Source organism: uncultured Campylobacter sp., assembly GCF_937981295.1.
Lineage (GTDB): Bacteria > Campylobacterota > Campylobacteria > Campylobacterales > Campylobacteraceae > Campylobacter_B.
Map to the genome: position 1 here is coordinate 1 of NZ_CALJPC010000052.1, position 18,308 is coordinate 18,308.

Sequence of the window (18,308 nt, forward strand, 5' to 3'; positions counted from 1 at the left end):
GTGTAAATTTCGTCTTGATTTATCATAGCTTGACCTTTGGGGTAAAATTTTACGCAAAATTTAGCGTAAAATTTTAAACGATTGGCTATTTATTAGCGGTGATTTTGGTGATCAGCTCGTAGCTTACAGGGATCTGCCTCATCGGCGGCAGCGACGAAGCAAGAGCTGCTAAAACCTCGGAGAAATCATCAAATAGGTAGTTTGCGAGGCTGCCTGGGTTTGGATTTATCTCGTTTAGATAAATTTCACCCTCTTTTTCAAAAAAATCGCAGCGAATTAGCGCGCCATCGAATGATCCTGCGTTATAAAGCCGCGTAAAGGCATCTTTCATCTTGCCCTCTAGCAAAGCGCCAGGACGAGCGGGTTTGATCGCGCCACTACGCGAAAAATCCAAATACTTACGATCGAAATTTAAATAGCCCTCCTTTTTCGGCTCTTCGATGTTTGAAAATACGATTTTGCCGTCTATTTTAGCGCCTGCGAGATTGAATTCCTTTACGTTTTCCCAGTATGGCTCTACGATCGCGCTGTCGTCCAGCTCAAAAGCCTGATCCAGCGCGTAGCTAAACTCGCTTTCGTTCTTGGCTATCGAAATTCCGATGCTAGAGCCCAAATGAGCGGGCTTAACGATGATCGGAAAATTAAAATTAGGCAGGCTAGTACGATTTACGATCTCATACGGCAAGGTTTTTACATTTGCGATTGCGGCTAAGTGCTTGGTTAAAATTTTATTATAGCTTAGCACGCTAGCTTCTATGCGAGGTCCGATGTAAGGGATGCCAAAAAACTCAAATAGCGCTGCCATTTTGCCATCCTCGCCGTCGCAGCCATGGATTAGATTGATATATGTGCCGACTTCTAGCATGCTTTTGCTAAACATTCCGCTCTCAAAAAATCCGCCCGCACCGATGCTAAGCCCTTTTGCTTTAGCATAGCCGCCCTGCTTAAAATACGCCGCGCGCATATTTTTATCCTCAATGCGGTAAAATTTACGATTTTTATCGCAAAATACAAACTCCAAGTCCCAGCCTTTTAGGGCATTTTTGACGGCAATTGCCGAGATGATACTTACTTCGTGCTCGTAGCTTTGAGCTCCAAAAACTATGCCAAATTTCATTGCTTTCCTTCAAATTTTATTTTCTACGCTAATTTTTTTAACGCCTCTTTGACAAGATCTGACGTATTCGTGCTGCTGCAGCCCGCTAAGATTTGATTGATCTTATCGCGCTTAAATCCAAGGCTTTGTAGCGCGGACGCCGCTTCGTTTTTATAAGTCTCGCTAGGACCGAATTCCATTAGCTTCGCATCGCCTAGTTCGGCAATGATCCGTCTAGCGGTCTTTGGGCCGATACCCGGAACTGAAGTTAGCGTCGCAGCATCCCCCGTAGCTACGCAACGCGCAAAATCCTGCGGAGCGAGCGTCGAACAAACCGCCATCGCCGTGCTTGCACCTACACCGCTAAGCTTGATTAGGGTTTCAAACATCTTTTTTTCACTCTCGTCTAAAAACCCATACAGCAAATCGGCATCCTCGCGCAGAATTTGCACGCACGCAAGCTCGGTCAGCTTGCCCTGCGTGAGCTTCGCGGAGGTATTTAATGACAATGAAAGAGCGTAGCTCACGCCGCTAGCACATTTAATGACGCAAGCAGTGGGCTCCTTGCGCGTGATAATTCCTTCGATCGCCGCTATCATCTAAGAGCCTTTAAAATTTCGTTTATGCTCTCATTAAGCGCTAAATTTAGGGCATTATAAATGCTTTGCGAGCTAGGATCAGGCACGAAAACGCGCTTAGTGACGATGCCTGATTTTATGCTTTCTAAAGAATTCAAAATTTCATATCCCATCGTGACGGTTGCTTGATCGTTATTGACCTGAAGCGCTACGATACTGGTTTTTAGGCGCAAATCCCGCTCTTTTGGCACAAAGATCGGATTTAGCGAGCAGGTGGAAAATGCCGCATCAAGCAGCGCCTTATATACCATCTCGCTAGGCATCGTGATAAATTTGGCGTCGCTTGCGAACCGCGTTCGGTTTCTAAAATCCACTATTAAAATATCCCGCCTATCGACGAGATCGGTCGCTGTGATGGTGTCGATAAAGATATTTTTGCGCGCACCGCTAGGATTTACGCAGCGCTTTTGATCATAACGCAGCTCGTAGTAAGTGTATGGCTTAGCCTGCTTGGCTAAGCAGCCACCTAAAAATATCGCCGCCAGCGTCGCAGCAAGCGTAAACTTTATAAAATTTTTCATCTTTATTCCTTTTTATCGTCGCGATCCGCGCCTTTAGAAGTGTCTTTGAAAAAGAAATCGTAAGGATTGTCCTCTAGCCTAAACATCGCGCCTTGGAATTCTCTAAGCGATTTTTTTAGCTCGCCAAGAGTGTTTTTTGCCTCCTCAAGTGTAGGATCCAAGATCGCTTTTAGATTGTACTCGCCGCGATCGATACGCTTAGTGATGATGCCTGCGGTTTTATCCAGTGAATTCGATAGATTGGCAGCACTCACGGCAAAGGCGTTTAGATTATCTAGCAGCGCGTCTAGCTCCTTCTCGCGCTCGTTTAAATTTGCTATGAGAGTATTTACGTTAGCAAGCAGTGCGTCTAGGCTTTGGAATTTTTTCTCATCGCTTAACTCGGCGCTAAATTTATCCATCGAAGATAGAATTCTATCCACTTTATCGGTATTTTGCTTAGACAACAGCCCATTAATTTTAAAGATCATCTCACTCACGCTATCGGTGATGACTTCAGCTTTAGAGCCGATTTTATCAAGAAGCGTCTTATCCAGCGCAATTATCGGCTTTTTATCATTCGGCGGAAAAAGCTTGCCGCTTCCTTTCGTGATATTTATAAACGCGATTCCGCTTATGCCTTGAGATTCTACCTTGGCGACGCTATCTTGCGAGATCGGCAGTTTGCTTTTTACCGAAATTTCAATCTCGATGATCGCATTTTCGATATCGGCAAAGTCGATGCTTTTGATGATGCCCGCATTTACGCCGATAAATTTAACTTCGGAATTCTCCTTAATGCCTACGGGAAGCTCTTTTGTATGGATATAGTAGGAGCGGTAGCTCTCGCTGCGATCAGTCTTTGTAAGCATCCACCACATAAACGCCGTAAGAGCCGCGACGCAGATCATAACAAATGCGCCTACTATCGTGTATGAAGTTCTATTTTCCAATCTTTTCTCCTAATTTCAGAGCGTAAAATTTAAGCCCTGCGATATGCCTTAAAATAGCCGTTTGAGCTTAAATTTTAAAACTTAGCACTTTCTCAAATAGTCGCAAAATTCGCAGAATCATCTGAGTTTAAATTTTAAAGCTTAGCGTGCATTTTGAAATTTCAAAATATCGTCGCGCCGTATTTTAGCGTAAAATTTTACCGCCCCGGTTTAAATTTAACGCCGCTTGCTTGTTAAAATTTTAAAATTTATGCACTATCCAATAAATGCACCTAAATGCGCCCTTAAATACGACCCGCCTAAATTTTAAAATTTTGATTGAGCCGCTAAGGTCTAAATTTTAAAATTTAAGCCCTGCGGAGCCCGGAATTTTTCGCTAGGTTTAAAATTTAAAATTTTCCCGCCGCTATTTTAAAATTTCAGCTCCTACCTATCTAAATTTTACTCGCCGCGAGCTGTATTTTAGCTCGGTAAATTTCAAAGCTCAATCCCTTTGCCGCATCTTAAATAGCTCTTCAAGCGGATTATTCTCTAGGTTTGAAATCTCCTCGATGTTTCCTTCAAAGGCGATTTTTTGATTATCCACGATCAAAAACCGATCCAAAATGTCAAAGATACTATCCACGTCGTGCGTCACCATCACGACCGTGACGCCGAGGCTGTCTCTAAGCTCGCAAACAAGCCTATCAAGGGCTCTGGCGCTGAGCGGATCAAGCCCCGAGTTTGGCTCGTCCAAAAATAAAATTTCAGGGCTGAGAGCGAGCGCGCGAGCCAGTGCTACGCGCTTTTTCATACCGCCGCTAAGCTCGTTTGGGCTAAGCGCGGCGGCTTCCTTCTTAAGCCCCACTTTCTGGATCCAAAACATCGATAGCTCATCTATCTCGCGCTCGCTAAATTTAGAGTATTCGCGCAGCAGCACGCCCACGTTTTCGAGCACGCTCATCGAGCTGTAAAGCGCGCCGAACTGAAACATCACGCCGCATTTTAGGCGGATCTCGTTTTGCTCCGCCTCGCTCGCGCGCCAAATATCGCGCCCGAAAATTTTAATCTCGCCACTTTGCGGGCGCTTTAAAAATATGAGCGTTTTCATTAACGTCGTTTTGCCACTGCCGCTGCCGCCTAAAAAGCCGTAAATTTCGCCCTTTTTGACGCTAAAGCTCACGCTATCGTGCATAACGCGCGATCCGTACGCGGTAGTAACATCGCGCGCGACTATAATTTTAGCGCTTTCGCTGGATTGCACTTGCTCACTCATAGCCCGATTTCCGAAAACAGAACCGCGAATACCGCGTCGATCGCGATGACCCAAAATATCGCGTTTACGACGCTAATGGTGGTGTATTCGCCGATGCTTTGGGTATTTCCTTTGACCTCAAAACCCCGCATGCAGCCGATGATAGCAATGAATGCCCCGAAAAATGGCGCTTTAATTATACCTACTAAAAAATGCCTAAGCTCTACAGAAGCCTTAAATCTATCCAAATAATCGCTAAAGGCTATATCTAAATACGCGTCGCACACTATCATCTGAGCAAAAATACTTACCGAATCTGCGATAAAAATGACTAGCGGCATGATTAGTACCATCGCGATAATGCGCGGCATCGCAAGAAAATAAAACGGATCAAAGCCCATCGTCCTCATCGCATCGATCTCTTCTGTGATCTTCATCACGCCGATCTGTGCCGTAAAGCTCGAAGCCGAGCGACCTGCGATAACGATAGCGGCGATTAGAGGCGCCACCTCGCGCAGCGTCAAAGCACCCATTATATCGATGATATAGATGCTGGCGCCAAATTTAGAAAGCATATCCGAGCCGATGTAAGCAAGCACGATGCCGATCAAAAATGCCGTCAGTGAGACTATGAAAAGCGCGTCTATGCCGCTATCTTTGATGAAATTTACGGTTTCTTTGAAGCGGAATTTCATCGGATGAATTATAAAAGCTGTGAGTTTGGAAAAAAACTCACCCAAAAAACTTGCAAGGCTTAGCAAGCCTAGAATTCCAAGATGACAATAAAGTCCGATCTGCGCTAAAAAATTTAGCCTACGAGACTCGGGTACGTAGCTAAAATCGATCGTTTTATCATCCATAAAGCTTAGAATTTTGGCGGCTTTGCAGCCATCCTCCACAAGGCTAACCCGCTTGCCGGCAAGGGCGTTTTTGATCATCAGCGCCATGAAATAGTCTAAATTTGAAATTTCGCTTAAGCTTAGCTCCAGCTCGTCTAGATTTTTTACCGCCTTTTTTAGTGCAAGCAGCTGCGAGCGCGGGCTTTTGTAGTTCCACTGCCCGCGTAGCGATAGGGTGTTTTTCCTGCCCGAGCTTTCGAGCGAAAAGGCTAAATTCCGCAAAAATTTCTCTCCAAAATCAAAAAAATAGGGGAAATTATAATATAATCAACCTTGGCATTTTATAAAATTTAATGGAGATTTATGCTCAGAGGCTTTTTTACAAATAGCGCAGGCACGCTGGTTTCGCGCATTTTGGGTTTCGTGCGCGACCTGCTTACCGCATCGGTTTTAGGCGCGGGGATTTACAGCGATCTATTTTTCGTAGCGTTTAAACTGCCCAATCTTTTCCGCAGGCTATTCGGCGAGGGGGCCTTTACGCAGGCGTTTTTGCCTAGTTTTACCGCCGCGCGTAAAAAAGGAATTTTCGCCGCAGCGGTGCTTATAAAATTTAGCATTTTCATCGCGCTTCTAACGGCGCTTGTACTGCTCGCCGCGCCCGTTTTTACCAAAGTTTTAGCATACGGATTTAGCGCCGAACAGATCGATCTTGCGGTGCCATATGTGCGGATAAATTTTTTCTACCTCACGTTTATCTTCGTCGTTACGCTCTTTGCTTCGCTGCTTCAGTATCGCGACCACTTCGCTACGACGGCGTTTTCGACCGCGCTTTTAAATTTAGCGATGATCGCGGCGCTTCTGCTGGCTCGCGGCAAGGACGGCGCCACGGCGGTGCTCTATCTTAGCTTCGGCGTCGTGGCGGGCGGACTTTTACAGCTCGCGGTGCATGTTTATGCGCTGAAATTTACCGGTATGCTGCGCGTCTTAGCGGGCGGCTTTGCGCGGCTTGCGCGAGGCGATAAAGCACAAACTCAGGGCTTTTATAAAAATTTTTTCGCGGGTGTGCTCGGTGCATCGGCGCTTCAGCTAAGCTCGTTTATAGATACCTTTTTTGCGAGCTTCCTTGCTAGCGGCAGTATCAGCTATCTATACTACGCCAACCGCATATTTCAGCTGCCGCTCGCGCTTTTTGCGATCGCGCTTAGCACGGCGATCTTTCCGCGCATGAGCAAATTCGTAAAAGCTCACGACGACGCGCAGGCTCTGGCGCTCGTCGAGCGCGGGTTTTACTTCCTTTTGGCGCTGCTCGGGCTCTCTGCGATAGGCGGCGTGATGCTGCGAAACGAGATCACGCAGCTGCTGTTTGAGCGCGGAGAATTTACTCGCCAAAATTCCATCGAATGCGCCGCAGTTCTCGGCGCGTATATGGTGGGGCTCGTGCCGTTTGGGCTATCTAGGATTTTTTCGCACTGGCTGTATGCGAATATGAAGCAGAAGCTAAGCGCGAAAATTTCGATCTGGTGCGTCTTTATAAACGTCGCTTTGTGCGCGCTGTTTTTTAAACCCTTCGGTGCGGTGGGGCTTGCATTTGCAAGCACGATAACGGGGGCGTTTCTGCTCGGCTTTAACCTCTATTTTTTTGGATTTAATAACTTTTTGGCTATAATCCGCGCAAAAAAAATTATTGCGATCGCGGCGCTTTGTGCGGGCGAAGCGGCGATTTTATACATTTTAAAAGGCTTGTATTATGGTAATTTATGATAGTTTGAGCAAAAAGAAGCTCTCGTTTGAGCCCATTAGCGAGGGGTTGGCGCGCATTTACGCCTGCGGCCCGACAGTTTATGACGACGCGCATTTGGGGCACGCAAAAAGCGCCGTGAGCTTCGATCTGCTGCGCCGCGTACTGCAAGCGGAGGGCTATGAGGTTAAATTTGCGCGAAATTTCACCGACATCGACGATAAAATTTTAAAAAAGATGGCGGAAACCGGCAAGAGTCTGGGGGAGATCACGGAGTTTTATACCCGCAGATATTTGCAGGATATGAGCGCGCTAAACGTCGCGGACGCGAGCATTTCGCCCAAAGCGACCGAGAATATCGCCGCGATCTGCGAGCTCATATCCTCGCTTCTTCAAAAAGGCTTTGCCTACGAGATCGCGGGTGACGGCATCTACTTCGACACGCGCAAGGACGGGGATTATCTAAGCCTTAGCGGCAAAAAAGAGGGCGCCAGCAAAAACATCGCCCGCGTCGCCTCAAACGATGCTAAGCACGACGAGAAGGACTTCGTGCTGTGGAAATTTGACGAGAATTGGTTTAATAGCCCGTTTGGCAAAGGGCGCCCGGGCTGGCACAGCGAGTGCGTCGCGATGATTTTAGCACACCTTGATAGCGGAGACGCTAAATTTTGCATCGACATTCACGCAGGCGGCGCCGATCTGCTCTTCCCGCATCACGAAAACGAAGCTGCGCAGTGCCGCTGCGCCCGCCATAGAGCGCTAAGCAAATACTGGCTTCACAACGGCTTCGTGCAGGTAAATAACGAAAAGATGAGCAAGAGCCTAGGCAACTCCTTTTTTGTAGGAGACGCCCTAAAAATCGCTCCAGGCGAGGCGCTGAGATTTTATCTCTTAAGCTCGCATTACAGGGCAAATTTTAATTATTCGGTGACCGATCTGCTTGCGAGCAAAAAGAGGCTCGATAAAATTTACCGCCTTAAAAAGCGCGTCCGTGACGTTTTAGCTCCCGCTACGGGGCAAAATTTAGCTTCGAACGGATCTCAAAATTTAAGCCTGGGCGCGGCGCCGAATTCCAAACCTAAAAATTCCACGCCTAAGCTGCCTGCTGCGGAGGCTAAATTTAGATCGGAGATGATGGAGTTTTTAAGCGATGATCTCAACACCTCAGGCGCACTTGCGGTGCTTGATAGCTTCGTAGCAAGCGCGAACGAAGCGCTCGATCGCGCACCCAAAGACAAGGCGCTAAAGGCTCGAATCGCTGCGAATTTGGAGTTTGCGAAGCAGACGCTCGGAATTTTATATGAGGATGAGACTGAATACTTTCGCTTCGGCGTGAGCGAGCAGCAAAGGGCGCAGATCGAGGAGCTGATAAAACAGCGCGCGCAGGCGAAGGCGGAAAAGGACTTTGCGAGCGCGGATGCCATCAGAGCGCACCTTGCTGATATGAAGATCGAAGTGATGGATACGCCTAGCGGCACCGTTTGGGAGGTCGCAGCGGAGTAGAACGTAAAATTTAGCGTAAAATTTTACGTTAAATTTTACGATTTTTACGATATGAAGCGTAAATCCGAACGCTAATCCGCGCGTAAATTTCAGTGCGATTTTTATCTGCAGTATTGTGATACAGCGGCGTGATTTTATTTAGTGATACGGTGCCAGAGCGATGTGTGGCGTGACACGGCGACAGAAGCGCAAGGTGGATCGCTATTTTCATTCGTCGGCGCAGCTGATACGGCGGCGCGATATAGCGCGGTACAGCGGTAGCACTACGGATCGTCTGTGCGTAAATTTCAGTGCGATTTTATGGCAACTGGCAATACAGAGTTGTGCCGCAGCGCAGTGAAAGTAACACTGCGGCAGCCTGTGCGTAAATTTTAACGCGACTAGGTATAGTGGAATGCGCTGCCGCGACGCACAAATTTCGGCGCGATTTTTATTCGGCGATATTCGTGGGTGCACACAGCAACGAAAGTCACGATTTTATTCGGTAATGTTGCTGATATAGTGGCGAATGCGCAAGGCAGGTCGCGATTTTATAGTTAGTGCGGTGGTGCAAAAGAGCAATGCAGCGCTTGTGCGTAAATTTAGCGTGATTTTTTTTGAAGGCGCGGTAGCATGAAAGCGCAATGCGGCGCGCCGTTGTGAAGTTGCGATACACGCGATGTATAACGGCACTTTGTAGCGCTTTATGGCGCCTCAAAGCATTTGCCGCTTAAAATGGGCGTACGAAAGCGCCAAGAAATCGCGATGAATAAAAGCTCGCTCGCTTTAAACGCTTAACGCTTTAAAAGCGGCAAACAAAAAAGCTAAATCTCGGCATCGTTCGCGCGGCAGCGTATGTGGGCGGATAGATTTAGCGAGCTTGCGAAGCGCAAATTAGTCCCGCGCCGCTCCATAAATTTTGTGCTGCCTCGTGGCCGAAATTCTAAAATTTAAGGAATTTTGGAATTATAAATTTTAAAATTTCAAGAATTTTGGGATTTCATAAATTTTGGAATTTCAGGAATTTTGGGATTTTAAATTTTAAAAATTTTATAAAAAAGGATTGTATTTGAACGGTTTTAAAACTTTACTATCGCGCTTTAAGCCCTATTTTAGGGATTACAAGCCGCAGTTTGCATTGGCGATTTTGGGTATGGTGATGACGAGCGTGGCGACTGCTGCGAGCGCGAAGCTGGTCGAGCCCGTTTTAAATAAAATTTTCGTCGAAAAAAACGAGCCGTATCTCTATACGCTTCCGATTGCGATCATCGTGGTTTTCGCGATGAAAAGCGGCGGCGCGTTTATGCAAAACTACTTCACCGCCTTCATCGGTCAAGACACGGTGCGCCGCTTCCGCGATAGGCTCGTCGCAAGCCTCGTGCGGCTAGACGTGGATTTTTTCAACCGCTTCCGCACGGGCGAGCTCATCAGCCGCACGATCAACGACATAGAGCGTATCCGCGTCGTGGTTTCGAATATGATCCCCGATTTTTTCACGCAAATCATTACGATTTTGGGGCTTTTGGGCGTCGTGATCTATCAGAGCCCAAAGCTTTCGTTTTTCGCGCTCGTGGTCTTTCCGTGCGCGATATATCCGCTCTCGCGCCTTGCAAAGCGGATGAAAAAAATTTCGCGCGAGTCTCAAGAGAAAACCTCCGATATCTCCTCGGCGCTCAGTCAAATTTACTCCAACATCGAAATTGTCAAGGCAAGTAACGCCGAGAGCTTTGAAGTGGAGAAATTTAACGCCGAAAACAAGAAATTTTTCGGTCTAAATTTAAAGGCGGTCGTAACGACGTGCCTGGTAAGCCCGATAATGGAGATGCTAGGTGCCGTGGGCATCGCCGTGGTGATCATCGTCGGAGGGCAGGAGGTCATCGCGGGCCAGATGAGCATCGGCAGCTTTTTCAGCTTCCTTACGGCGCTTTTTATGGTCTACACCCCGATAAAAAAGGTCTCATCGCTCTACAACAACATGCAAGACGCCATCGCAGCAAGCGAGCGGACGTTTGAGCTCATAGATTTGGAGCCTACGATCGTAGGAGGCGGAAAGCAGATGGGCGAAATCGGCTCGGTGAGCTTTTGCGACGTATCGCTAAACTACGGCGACAAGGCGGCGCTAAAAGACATAAGTTTCAGCGTCAAAAAGGGCGAAATTTTAGCGCTCGTCGGAAACAGCGGCGGCGGCAAAAGCTCGGTCGTGAACCTACTGATGCGCTTTTACGACGCAAGCAGCGGTAAAATTTTATTCAACGGCAACGACGAGATCGGCGAGTTTAGCATCCCTAGCCTGCGCGAAAATATCGGCCTCGTAAGCCAGCGCGTCTATATTTTCAACGACACGATCGCGCAAAACGTAAGCTACGGCGCGGAATTTAACGAGCAGTGCGTCATAGAGGCGCTGAAGCTCGCCAACGCCTATGAGTTCGTAAGCTCGATGAAGGATGGAATTTACACCGTGCTTAGCGAGTTCGGCGCAAATCTTAGCGGCGGGCAGCGCCAGCGTATCGCCATCGCGCGCGCGCTGTATAAGGACCCGCAAATTTTAATATTCGACGAGGCGACTTCGGCGCTAGATAACGCAAGCGAAAAGGAGATCTCAAACGTCATCGAAAAGATCAAGCAAAGCAAAATCGTCTTTGTAATCGCTCACCGCCTATCCACGATCGAGCGCGCCGATAATATCGCCGTGATGAAAAACGGTCGCATCCTCGCCATCGGCACCGACGCGAAGCTAACGGGCGAATGCGAGGAGTATCGCAGCCTAAAGGGGATTATGCAAAACGGCTAAATTTTAAATTCCGTGCCTTTTGCGCCCCGGTTTTGCTCTATGAAATTTTGAATTTCTAGCTTTGAAGTAAGTCGCATAAATTTATCCGCAAAGATTGAAATTTTATTTTGAAATTTAGCCGCGCGGATCGCCGCTTCGACCGCAGGACTTTTCAATAAAACTCGACTCTTTGGTGCGACGAGGCACGACTGCTAGAGCTTTAACGTTTGGATAAAATTTATCTTAAAATTTTAGCGCTTCATTGCAGGCTGCCTCTAAATTTAAAGGCTCGCGCCGTTTTAAAACCGCTGCGGTAAAATTTTATCGCACGCTGGGCTTTTCGGCGCTACCTGCACTTGATCTTAGGCATCTGCGGTAAAATTTTAGCTTTATTTTCCTTTATAAATTTTCGCATCTTTTTAAAATCTCTATCCGAATCAAAATTTTTCGCGTATTGCACAAGTATAAGTCCGCAGCTTTGCATATCTGCAACCATTAGATCGACTTCATATTTATTGAAATTAGGATCTCCGGGGGCGGGCGGATTGAGGAGTACTATTATAGCTTGCGTATGGTTGGTCTTTAAAATGCCGAAGGAGCGTCGATCCTCTTGTTTTTTTCCCGCATTGGCCTCTTCGATCGCTTGATATATCCCATACGCATACTCATCGATATTTTTTACGTCGTTGAAATACGATATAGATACGAGCTTACTCCAGCCAAATCCTTCCTCGCCGTTTAAAAAATAATATGCCGCCGCAAGATTTTTATACTTTCTGGTAAAAGTTTCTCCATCTATCTTAATGCTATACGGTAACTCTATCGCGCTATATGCTTCCTTTACCTTGGGATCCTCCAATATATATACCTTGCCTCGAAACGCCGCGCATCCGCCAAATATCGCCGCCAGTAAAAATGCGGTTAAAATTTTTAATCCCATACCCGCTCCTTCAAAATTTTTTCAAATATTTTGCCACAAAAACCGAGCTTTAATCAATAAAAGGCTACAATAACGCCAAATTTAATTCCAAGGGAAAGTCATTGTTTGAATCCATGCGCGCGGCACGCTCGCTAAGCCCCCTATTTCTGGGGATTTTCTTTATGTTTATCGGCGACGCGCTAGTCATCGCAAGCGCGGGCATCATGCTAAAAGAATCCGGCCACAGCGAGCTTGAGATCGGAGCGATTTCGGCGTTTTTCTTTTTAGGGGCGATATTTAGCGGCTTTTTTGTGCCTTCGATAATCGGCGCGCTCTCGTACGTGCGGGCATACGCGGTCTTTACGGCGCTTTTCGGCATCGCGGCGATGCTGCACGATCTAGGCTCAAACCTCGTGTATTGGGCGATTTTGCGCTTTATTTTGGGCTTTTGCTACTACGCGCTTTTGATGATAATCGAAAGCTGGATAAACTCAAAGATCACAAACTCCATCCGCTCCCGCGTGCTGGCGATCTACGAAGCGGTTTTTTACGGCGCGTTTGCGATAGGAGTTATAATTTTGGCGCTAAATTTCGGAACGATGAAGGTCTTCGTGCTAAGCGCATTTTTCATCATCCTAGCACTACTGCCGGTAAATTTAATCCGCTTCAACCCTCCCAGAGTTCCCGCTCGCATGCGCATCTCGATGCCGCAAATTTCGATCGTGCCGCCGCTTGCGTTTGCAACGGTAGTTTGCGCGGGCATTTTGATTAACGGCTTTTTTTCGATGGCGAGCGTTTTCGTGCTAAGCGCAGGGCTTGGAGTGGGCTCGGTGGGCGCATTTATGGGATCGGCGATGGCAGGAGGCTTCTTAGCGCAGCTCGTCTGTGGCACTATTTCAGATAAGTTTGGTCGCAAACGCGCCATAATGATAGTTTGCGTCGTGGGTCTTACTTCCTGCGCGGCGCTGTTTTTTGCTAAGAGCTTCATCCTAACGTGCGCACTTGCGTTGATGTTAGGATTTGGCGCCTTTCCTTTGTATTCGCTCGCCATCGCGCGCGCAAACGACTCCATCACCGGCGAGGGCGCATCTCGCGTGCAAATTTCAGCGGCGATGCTTTTTATCTATTCGAGCGCGTCGCTCTGCTCGCCTTTGATAATCGGCGCGATGATGAAATTTTTGGGTGCAAACGGCTTTATCTGGGTGTTTCTTGCGGCGATGAGCTTTTTATTTATATTTGCTATCTTTCGCCCCGAGATCGCGCCGAAAAGATAGCTTTAAAATTTTAAATTTTTTCGTAGATCAAAAATTTATAATAAAACGCCGCGATTGCAAACATAAAGCCCATGCCGAAGGTGATTTGCGAAAGCGAAAATCCAAGCTCGAAAAAAAATCCGATCGCAGCCGAAACAAGCGTGGCGACGATGAAATACGCCATGTCGTTATAAGCGATGACGCGCCCGAAAAACTCCCTATCGACGTGGTTTTGCAGCTGCGTAAAAGAATACGACCACACCGTCGTGATGAAAAATCCCGCCGCGATCATGCCCGCAAACGAAAGCCAGTAGTTAAACTCCAGCACCGCCCACAGCGCGATGCCCGCAAACTGCCCCAGCAGGATCCAAAAGAAGGTGTGTTTGTTTACGATCTTGCTTAGCCATATCTGCCCGAAAAATGCAGCTGCCGAGCGCGACATATTCATAAGCCCGATGACTAGCGAGGCACTTAAAATTTCTTTGTAGCGATATTTTGCAAGAAGCGCGATGAGATTGTCGTAGGTGGTGACGGCGACGAAGGCGTGAAGGACGATGAGATGCACCACCAAAGGATGCGAGCGCAGGTAGGAAAAGCCCTCCTTTAGCATCTTAAACACCGGCTCACGCGCGTTTCTTGCGAGGTCTTTAAAATTTAGCCGCAGCAGGATAAAAAACGAAAAAACGTATAAGCAAAAATCCAAAATAAATGCCGCTCGCACGCCGAAATAGTGGATAAAAATACCCGCACTCGCCATGCCGAAAGTATATGTGATCGTCCAGATAATGCCCGTCATCTCGTTAGCAAGCTTGAGATAGGGGCGGCTTAGAAATTTCGGCAGCGTGGAGGATTCGGTCTGAAAAAACAGCGTGCCTGCGACGCTTCGCACGACCACAATCAGAAGCAGCAGCCACAGATAATCCAAACTATCAATAAAAATCAGCACGAAAATACTGATCATTTCGGTTATAAACATCGCTGTCATCAGCGGCTTTGGTTGAAATTTATCCACAATGATGCCGTTGATGGGTGCTAAAAAAACGTTCGGCACGAACGAAACGACGCCCACCGCCGTGATCGCCCACACCGGCGCGCCAAGTTCAATCAGTAGCGTAGCGACCCCAACGACCGAAAACCACAAGCCGAACATACATATAAAACCCGCCGAAAAGAGCAGGCGGTAGTTGCGTGAATGTCGAAGCAGGACGATGTATCTGATCATAAAATTTTATCCCGTAAATTTAATATAAAAAATCTAGCGAAATTGTATCACGGCGCGCCTTAAAAGCCAAAATAAGCTAAAAATGCTATAATTGCGAAATTTTAATTCAGGAGTGAAAATGGAAGGGTTCGTAACTACGGTAATAGTATTTTGCGTCCTCATCGCGGCAATTCTAAAGATGGGGGTCAAGATCGTCTCTCAATCGGAAATTTTAATCATCGAGCGGCTGGGTCGCTTTCACAAGGTGCTCGACGGCGGCTTTCACATCATCGTGCCGTTTTTTGACGCGGTACGCGCGAAGATGAGCGTGCGCGAGCAGCTGGTGGACATCAGCAAGCAGCAAGTCATCACCAAAGATAACGTCAACATAAGCGTCGACGGTATCGTGTTTTTAAAAGTCATCGACGGCAAGATGGCGCTTTACAACGTCGAGGATTATCGCCGCGCGATTTCAAATTTAGCGATGACGACGCTACGTAGCGCGATCGGCGAGATGAGCTTAGACAGCACACTTAGCTCGCGCGATCAGCTAAATTCCAAGCTACAAATCGCTCTGGGCGACGCCGCGGATAACTGGGGCGTAAAGATCATGCGCGTGGAGATTTCCGAAATTTCGGTACCGCACGGCATCGAAGAGGCGATGAATATGCAGATGAAAGCTGAGCGCGAAAAGCGCGCGATCGAGCTTAAAGCTGAGGCCGAAAAAGCGGCTCTCATCCGAAACGCCGAAGCGCTAAAGCAGGAGAAGGTGCTCGAAGCCGAGGCGATCGAGCGTATGGCGGATGCGAAAAAATACGAGCAGATCGCGCTCGCGCAAGGTCAAAAAGACGCGATGGATAGCATAAATTTAGCGATGAGCGCTTCCAGCTTTGCGGCGGAATACCTGCTCGCGCAGGGTCGCGTAAACGCTTTCAGCGAGCTGTCCAAAAACCCGAGCAAAGATAAAATTCTAGTGCCTTACGAAACGAGTGAGCTTATCGGCTCTCTTAGCGTGCTTAAAGAATTCCTCGGCAAAAACGGCGCGAAGGATGCTAAATGAACGCGCTGATTTTTATCATAATCGGCGTGATTTTGGCGATCGTCGAGCTTTTGGTAATGGATTTTACCTTTATATTTTTCAGCGCCGGATTTTTCATCACGGGGCTATTGAGCTTCGGCTTTCATCTTGATTGGGACGTACAAATTCTACTTTCGTTCGTGCTTTCTTTCGTACTTCTAATCGCACTTAAAAGGCCGCTAAAATCGCGCTTTTTCAAACCTGAAGAGAAGCATGAGGATAATTTTTTAGACGAGAGCGGCACCGGCACCGTCAAAAACGGCATGGTCTATTTCAAAGGCACGTTTTGGAAAAGCGATGAAATTTCAGATCTTAACGAGGGCGACCGCGTCGAAATTTTAGGCGTAAAAAACGGCCAGATCGTGCTTAAAAAAGATAACGATCGAAATTCTAGCGGCGCGGACGGCGTAAATTTAAATGACGGCGACGCAAATTTAAGCGGCGCGGACAGCACGAGCGCCGACGATAAAAATTCTAACGCCGCCGCGAGCAAAGACGCGCAAAGCCCCGATGCTAAACAAGAAGCATCCGCAGATCCGGAAGAGGCATAGAGTGAGCGCTAAAACCGCACCGAAAAAAGCGATCAACAGCAAAAATGAAATTTTAAAATTTTTATCGTCGCAAAAAAAGAGGCTTTTTGCGGTGGGCGTTACCGAGCTAGGACTTTTCGGCAGCTACGCCAAAGGTAGCGCCGACGCGTTTTCGGACATCGACATCGCGATCGAAACCGACGGGGCAAAAATGGTAGAAAATTTAGGAAACCCATTTTCGGCGCTGGTTTTTTTAGACGATTTTAAAAAAAAGCTATCCTGCAAATTTAATGCAAATGTCGATCTGTGCGATACTACCTCTTTAAGTCGCGAAGAAAAAATGAAGCTGCTGCAAGGAGCGATTTATGTTTGAAAGATCAAGCGTAGAGCGATTAAAAAAGATATCTGATAAAATTTCATCCATCCTAAATAAATGCGAGGGCGGCGTAGCGCAGGCGCTTGCAGACGAGGACGTTTTGCAGCCTGCGATAATGATGCAGTTCATAAATATCCACGCCCTGCTAAAAGGGCTGCAAGAAAGCAACGATTTGCAGGCTTTGGCGATCTTTAGCAAAGATGAAATAAGAGCTATCAACGCCACCAGGAATATCGCTTCGCACGAATACGAACGGCTAAATTTTGAGCTGATAGAGATAGCGATCAAGGACTATCTGCCGACGCTAAATCAAAAAATCATCGACGCACTAAAGCCGTATCGCAAAGGCAAATCGGAAGGATAAATTTGAAAAGACTAAGTATAGATGAAGCTCTAAATTTAATTGAGCACGCCGATCTGAACGAGCTTGGGCGCGCGGCGTTTGCGCGCAAGCGCGAGCTGCACCCGGATCGCGTCACGACCTTCATCATCGATCGAAACATAAACTACACCAACGCCTGCATGGTGGATTGCAAATTTTGCGCATTTTACCGCCACGCAAGCGACGCGGACGCCTATGTGCTGAGCTTTGAGCAGATTAGCGAAAAGATCGAGGAGCTCATCGCCGTGGGCGGTACGCAAATTTTATTTCAAGGCGGCGTTCATCCGAAGCTGAAAATCGAATGGTACGAGGATCTCGTGGAGTTCATCCGCAAAAATTACCCGAGCATCACTATCCACGGCTTCTCGGCGATCGAGATCGATTATATCGCGCGCCTTAGCGGCATCAGCACGCTTGAAGTGCTTCGCAGACTACAAGCTAAGGGGCTCTACTCGATGCCGGGAGCCGGAGCCGAAATTTTAAGCGACCGCGTGCGAGAGCTAGTAGCGCCGCGCAAAAGCGACAGCGCCACGTGGCTTAGAGTGCACGAGGAGGCGCACAGCATCGGTATGAAAACGACCGCCACTATGATGTTCGGCACGCTGGAAAGCATGCGCGAGATCGTAGAGCACTGGGATAAAATCCGCGAGCTGCAAGACCGCACGGGTGGCTTTCGAGCGTTCATTTTGTGGAGTTTTCAGGGGCAAAACACCCGCCTTTTGCGCGAGCATCCCGAGATTAAAAAGCAAAGTCCGAACCGCTACCTGCGCCTGCTCGCCGTCTCGCGGCTATTTTTGGATAATTTCAAAAACATCCAAAGCAGCTGGGTCACGCAGGGCAGCTACATCGGGCAGCTGGCGCTGAAATTCGGCGCGAACGATCTGGGAAGTACGATGATGGAGGAAAACGTCGTAAAGGCGGCGGGCGCGAGCTTTCGGATGAGTAAGGACGAGATGATAGCGCTGATCCGCGACGTAAGCGAAATACCCGCCAAGCGCAACACCAACTACGATATTTTGGAGACTTACGCTTAAAATCGAGCTTTGCGTGTTTGCGGCAGGAATTTATGCGCTTACGGCTAGAATTTAGCGGTAGAATTTTATCTTAAAACAGATGGCGAATTTTTGCGATCGTGGAATTTTGCAACGAAATTTAAAATTTTGATATGGGTACGGGTTTAAATTTACTGGCGCGAGCGGAATTCGCGCGGTAAAATTTCATTTCGCTGCGGATTTCGCCTTAGAATTTTTCGGACGCGAAATTCTACGCCGCAAGATCAACGCAGCGGAGACGGCGCGCAGAAGGCATTTTGTGAAGGC

Annotated in this window: 18 protein-coding genes; 9 read left to right on the plus strand and 9 right to left on the minus strand. The window is 47.7% G+C overall.

Going from position 1 to position 18,308, the window contains the following annotated elements; genetic code table 11:
* Positions 1-85 precede the first annotated feature (85 nt).
* The 6 genes from Q0135_RS04040 to Q0135_RS04065 all read right to left on the minus strand — a co-directional run bounded on the left by Q0135_RS04040 (position 86) and on the right by Q0135_RS04065 (position 5,542).
* Positions 86-1,117: a D-alanine--D-alanine ligase gene (locus Q0135_RS04040; RefSeq protein ID WP_297988468.1), complete on the minus strand. Its 1,032-nt coding sequence runs from the start codon at positions 1,115-1,117 to the stop codon at positions 86-88.
* A gap of 23 nt (positions 1,118-1,140) precedes the next feature.
* On the minus strand, positions 1,141-1,695 hold the full coding sequence (gene ruvA, locus Q0135_RS04045) for a Holliday junction branch migration protein RuvA (RefSeq protein ID WP_005870379.1): 555 nt from the start codon (positions 1,693-1,695) through the stop codon (positions 1,141-1,143).
* Positions 1,692-2,255 (minus strand): hypothetical protein, encoded by a 564-nt coding sequence (locus Q0135_RS04050; RefSeq protein ID WP_297917038.1) that lies wholly within the window; start codon positions 2,253-2,255, stop codon positions 1,692-1,694. Before Q0135_RS04050 ends, ruvA begins: the two co-directional genes overlap by 4 nt.
* Before the next feature lie 2 nt (positions 2,256-2,257).
* The gene (locus Q0135_RS04055; protein ID WP_291937273.1) at positions 2,258-3,187 is read right to left on the minus strand and encodes an MlaD family protein; all 930 of its coding nucleotides are present in this window, start codon (positions 3,185-3,187) and stop codon (positions 2,258-2,260) included.
* A 484-nt stretch (positions 3,188-3,671) separates the two neighbouring features.
* A complete protein-coding gene (locus Q0135_RS04060) occupies positions 3,672-4,442 on the minus strand; it encodes an ABC transporter ATP-binding protein (RefSeq protein ID WP_297988470.1) in 771 nt (256 codons plus the stop codon).
* Positions 4,439-5,542, minus strand: a complete 1,104-nt coding sequence (locus Q0135_RS04065) for an ABC transporter permease (protein ID WP_297988473.1) — start codon at positions 5,540-5,542, stop codon at positions 4,439-4,441. Before Q0135_RS04065 ends, Q0135_RS04060 begins: the two co-directional genes overlap by 4 nt.
* Positions 5,543-5,623: 81 nt before the next feature.
* Here Q0135_RS04065 and murJ point away from each other — a divergent pair, with 81 nt between their 5' ends.
* The 3 genes from murJ (at position 5,624) to Q0135_RS04080 (ending at position 11,271) form a co-directional block, all read left to right on the plus strand.
* The gene (gene murJ, locus Q0135_RS04070; protein WP_297988475.1) at positions 5,624-7,021 is read left to right on the plus strand and encodes a murein biosynthesis integral membrane protein MurJ; all 1,398 of its coding nucleotides are present in this window, start codon (positions 5,624-5,626) and stop codon (positions 7,019-7,021) included.
* On the plus strand, positions 7,008-8,501 hold the full coding sequence (gene cysS, locus Q0135_RS04075) for a cysteine--tRNA ligase (protein ID WP_297988477.1): 1,494 nt from the start codon (positions 7,008-7,010) through the stop codon (positions 8,499-8,501). The genes murJ and cysS overlap by 14 nt, the downstream gene beginning before the upstream one ends.
* Positions 8,502-9,549: 1,048 nt before the next feature.
* Positions 9,550-11,271 carry an ABC transporter ATP-binding protein gene (locus Q0135_RS04080; protein ID WP_297988479.1) on the plus strand — a complete coding sequence of 574 codons (1,722 nt, stop codon included), beginning with the start codon at positions 9,550-9,552 and terminating at the stop codon, positions 11,269-11,271.
* On the opposite strand, the gene Q0135_RS04085 is transcribed toward Q0135_RS04080, so the two are convergent.
* Together Q0135_RS04085 and Q0135_RS04090 are read right to left on the minus strand one after the other, a co-directional pair.
* Positions 11,268-11,426 (minus strand): hypothetical protein, encoded by a 159-nt coding sequence (locus Q0135_RS04085; RefSeq protein WP_297988481.1) that lies wholly within the window; start codon positions 11,424-11,426, stop codon positions 11,268-11,270. The two genes, Q0135_RS04080 and Q0135_RS04085, sit on opposite strands and share 4 nt — an antisense overlap.
* A gap of 170 nt (positions 11,427-11,596) precedes the next feature.
* Positions 11,597-12,190 carry a hypothetical protein gene (locus Q0135_RS04090; RefSeq protein WP_297988482.1) on the minus strand — a complete coding sequence of 198 codons (594 nt, stop codon included), beginning with the start codon at positions 12,188-12,190 and terminating at the stop codon, positions 11,597-11,599.
* 101 nt (positions 12,191-12,291) lie between these two features.
* Here Q0135_RS04090 and Q0135_RS04095 point away from each other — a divergent pair, with 101 nt between their 5' ends.
* The gene (locus tag Q0135_RS04095; protein WP_297988484.1) at positions 12,292-13,443 is read left to right on the plus strand and encodes an MFS transporter; all 1,152 of its coding nucleotides are present in this window, start codon (positions 12,292-12,294) and stop codon (positions 13,441-13,443) included.
* 10 nt (positions 13,444-13,453) lie between these two features.
* Here Q0135_RS04095 and Q0135_RS04100 read toward each other — a convergent pair whose 3' ends face one another.
* The gene (locus Q0135_RS04100; RefSeq protein WP_297988486.1) at positions 13,454-14,644 is read right to left on the minus strand and encodes an MFS transporter; all 1,191 of its coding nucleotides are present in this window, start codon (positions 14,642-14,644) and stop codon (positions 13,454-13,456) included.
* 118 nt (positions 14,645-14,762) lie between these two features.
* Here Q0135_RS04100 and Q0135_RS04105 point away from each other — a divergent pair, with 118 nt between their 5' ends.
* The 5 genes from Q0135_RS04105 to Q0135_RS04125 are packed head-to-tail and all read left to right on the plus strand — an operon-like array spanning position 14,763 to position 18,023.
* A complete protein-coding gene (locus tag Q0135_RS04105; RefSeq protein WP_297988488.1) occupies positions 14,763-15,683 on the plus strand; it encodes an SPFH domain-containing protein in 921 nt (306 codons plus the stop codon).
* Positions 15,680-16,252 (plus strand): NfeD family protein, encoded by a 573-nt coding sequence (locus Q0135_RS04110; protein ID WP_297988490.1) that lies wholly within the window; start codon positions 15,680-15,682, stop codon positions 16,250-16,252. Before Q0135_RS04105 ends, Q0135_RS04110 begins: the two co-directional genes overlap by 4 nt.
* A gap of 1 nt (position 16,253) precedes the next feature.
* Positions 16,254-16,604, plus strand: a complete 351-nt coding sequence (locus Q0135_RS04115) for a nucleotidyltransferase family protein (protein ID WP_297988492.1) — start codon at positions 16,254-16,256, stop codon at positions 16,602-16,604.
* Positions 16,597-16,971, plus strand: a complete 375-nt coding sequence (locus tag Q0135_RS04120) for a HepT-like ribonuclease domain-containing protein (protein WP_297988494.1) — start codon at positions 16,597-16,599, stop codon at positions 16,969-16,971. Before Q0135_RS04115 ends, Q0135_RS04120 begins: the two co-directional genes overlap by 8 nt.
* A 2-nt stretch (positions 16,972-16,973) precedes the next feature.
* Positions 16,974-18,023 carry a dehypoxanthine futalosine cyclase gene (locus tag Q0135_RS04125; RefSeq protein ID WP_297988497.1) on the plus strand — a complete coding sequence of 350 codons (1,050 nt, stop codon included), beginning with the start codon at positions 16,974-16,976 and terminating at the stop codon, positions 18,021-18,023.
* The last annotated feature ends 285 nt before the right edge of the window (positions 18,024-18,308 follow it).